Genomic DNA, 3252 nt, shown 5'->3' with positions numbered 1-3252 from the left:
AATTTGTTCTTTGAAAACTAGATAATATTTTTTCTTAAATTAACAAACCGAGAACACCGCGTTTTAAAGAGTTTTGAACACAAGAATTTTCTTGACGCAAACTCATAACCGCTTTACCGTTGGTAAAGATAGGTTAAGTTATTAAGGGCGCATGGTGAATGCCTTGGCACTAGGAGCCGATGAAGGACGGGACTAACTCCGATATGCTCCGGGGAGCTGTAAGTAAGCTTTGATCCGGAGATTTCCGAATGGGGAAACCCAATAGTTTTTGTCGACTATTACCACTGATTGAATACATAGATCAGTTGGAGGAAGACGCAGGGAACTGAAACATCTAATTACCTGCAGGAAGAGAAAGAAAAATCGATTCCCTCAGTAGCGGCGAGCGAACGGGGAACAGCCCAAACCAAGAAGCTTGCTTCTTGGGGTTGTAGGACTGAACATTTGAGTTATCAAAGAAGCTTGTAATCGAATGGCTTGGGAAAGTCAGCTAAAAAAGGTGAAAGCCCTGTAGATGAAACAAGTTTCCCTCAGTTCAGGATCCTGAGTACGGCGGAACACGTGAAATTCCGTCGGAATCCGGGAGGACCATCTCCCAAGGCTAAATACTTCCTAGTGACCGATAGTGAACCAGTACCGTGAGGGAAAGGTGAAAAGCACCCCGGAAGGGGAGTGAAACAGTTCCTGAAACCATGTGCCTACAAGTAGTTAGAGCCCGTTAACGGGTGATAGCGTGCCTTTTGTAGAATGAACCGGCGAGTTACGTTTATATGCGAGGTTAAGTCGGAAATGACGGAGCCGTAGCGAAAGCGAGTCTGAATAGGGCGAAATGAGTATGTAGACGTAGACCCGAAACCAAGTGACCTACCCATGTCCAGGTTGAAGGTGCGGTAAAACGCACTGGAGGACCGAACTCATGTATGTTGAAAAATGCTGAGATGAGGTGTGGGTAGCGGAGAAATTCCAAACGAACTTGGAGATAGCTGGTTCTCTCCGAAATAGCTTTAGGGCTAGCCTCGGAAATAAGGATCGTGGAGGTAGAGCACTGTTTGGACTAGGGGCCCATCTTGGGTTACTGAATTCAGATAAACTCCGAATGCCACTGATCTATATCCGGGAGTCAGACTGCGAGTGATAAGATCCGTAGTCGAAAGGGAAACAGCCCAGACCACCAATTAAGGTCCCTAAATACATGTTAAGTGGAAAAGGATGTGGAGTTGCATAGACAACTAGGATGTTGGCTCAGAAGCAGCCATCATTTAAAGAGTGCGTAATAGCTCACTAGTCGAGTGACCCTGCGCCGAAAATGTACCGGGGCTAAACATGTTACCGAAATTGTGGATGCAACCGTAAGGTTGCGTGGTAGGAGAGCGTTCTAAGGGCAATGAAGCCAGACCGGAAGGACTGGTGGAGCGCTTAGAAGTGAGAATGCCGGTATGAGTAGCGAAAGACAGGTGAGAATCCTGTCCACCGAATGACTAAGGTTTCCTGGGGAAGGCTCGTCCTCCCAGGGTTAGTCGGGACCTAAGCTGAGGCCGAAAGGCGTAAGCGATGGATAACAGGTTGAGATTCCTGTACTAGTTGTAATTGTTTGAACAATGGAGGGACGCAGGAGGCTAGGAACGCGCACTGATGGATATGTGCGTCCAAGCAACAAGTTTTTAAGCGAGTCAAATGCTTGCTTATCTAAGAACGAGTTGTGATGGGAAGCGAAATTATAGTAGCGAAGGTTCTAATGTCACACTGCCGAGAAAAGCTTCTAGTTAGGTTACAACTACCCGTACCGCAAACCGACACAGGTAGTCGAGGAGAGAATCCTCAGGTGAGCGAGAGAACTCTCGTTAAGGAACTCGGCAAAATGACCCCGTAACTTCGGGAGAAGGGGTGCTGATCGCAAGATCAGCCGCAGTGAATAGGCCCAGACGACTGTTTATCAAAAACACAGGTTTCTGCAAAATCGTAAGATGACGTATAGGGGCTGACGCCTGCCCGGTGCTGGAAGGTTAAGAGGATGGGTTAGCTTCGGCGAAGCTCAGAATTGAAGCCCCAGTAAACGGCGGCCGTAACTATAACGGTCCTAAGGTAGCGAAATTCCTTGTCGGGTAAGTTCCGACCCGCACGAAAGGCGTAACGATCTGGGCACTGTCTCAACGAGAGACTCGGTGAAATTATAATACCCGTGAAGATGCGGGTTACCCGCGACAGGACGGAAAGACCCCATGGAGCTTTACTGTAGCTTGATATTGGGTGTTTGTACAACTTGTACAGGATAGGTAGGAGCCATTGAAGTCGGAACGCTAGTTTCGACTGAGGCGTTGGTGGGATACTACCCTCGTTGTATGAACACTCTAACCCTCGCCAATTAACGTGGCGGGAGACAGTGTCAGGTGGGCAGTTTGACTGGGGCGGTCGCCTCCTAAAAGGTAACGGAGGCGCCCAAAGGTTCCCTCAGAATGGTTGGAAATCATTCGCAGAGTGTAAAGGCACAAGGGAGCTTGACTGCGAGACAGACAAGTCGAGCAGGGACGAAAGTCGGGCTTAGTGATCCGGTGGTTCCGTATGGAAGGGCCATCGCTCAACGGATAAAAGCTACCCTGGGGATAACAGGCTTATCTCCCCCAAGAGTCCACATCGACGGGGAGGTTTGGCACCTCGATGTCGGCTCATCGCATCCTGGGGCTGTAGTCGGTCCCAAGGGTTGGGCTGTTCGCCCATTAAAGCGGTACGCGAGCTGGGTTCAGAACGTCGTGAGACAGTTCGGTCCCTATCCGTCGCGGGCGTAGGAAATTTGAGAGGATCTGTCCTTAGTACGAGAGGACCGGGATGGACACACCGCTGGTGTACCAGTTGTTCCGCCAGGAGCATAGCTGGGTAGCTACGTGTGGATGAGATAAACGCTGAAAGCATCTAAGTGCGAAACTCACCTCGAGATAAGATTTCCCATTTCGAAAGAAAGTAAGACCCCTGAGAGAAGATCAGGTAGATAGGTTGGAAGTGGAAGTACAGTGATGTATGGAGCGGACCAAAACTAATCGGTCGAGGACTTAACCAAAGAAAGAAATGCGGTAGGTAAGTTAAGGCAAGAAAAATATTAGCTAGTTTTGAGAGAACAAGTTTTTCTCAAAAGCACAGAGTGCGGTGATGATGGCAAGAAGGATACACCTGTTCCCATGTCGAACACAGAAGTTAAGCTTCTTCGCGCCGATAGTAGTTGGGGGATCGCCCCCTGCGAGGGTAGGTCGTTGCCGTGCA

Annotated in this window: 2 rRNA genes; both read left to right on the top strand. The window is 49.0% G+C overall.

The features are described from left to right. Positions 1–131 precede the first annotated feature (131 nt). A 23S ribosomal RNA gene (locus tag FD20_RS12250) occupies positions 132–3052 on the top strand. Between the two features lie 82 nt (positions 3053–3134). Then, positions 3135–3251: ribosomal RNA gene (rrf, locus tag FD20_RS12245) — 5S ribosomal RNA — on the top strand. Position 3252 lies beyond the last annotated feature (1 nt).

Origin of the sequence: Liquorilactobacillus uvarum DSM 19971, assembly GCF_001434935.1 — a bacterium.
GTDB classification, from domain to species: domain Bacteria; phylum Bacillota; class Bacilli; order Lactobacillales; family Lactobacillaceae; genus Liquorilactobacillus; species Liquorilactobacillus uvarum.
The sequence above is the reverse complement of the archived record's forward strand: the minus strand, read 5'-3'. Positions and strand labels throughout refer to the sequence as shown.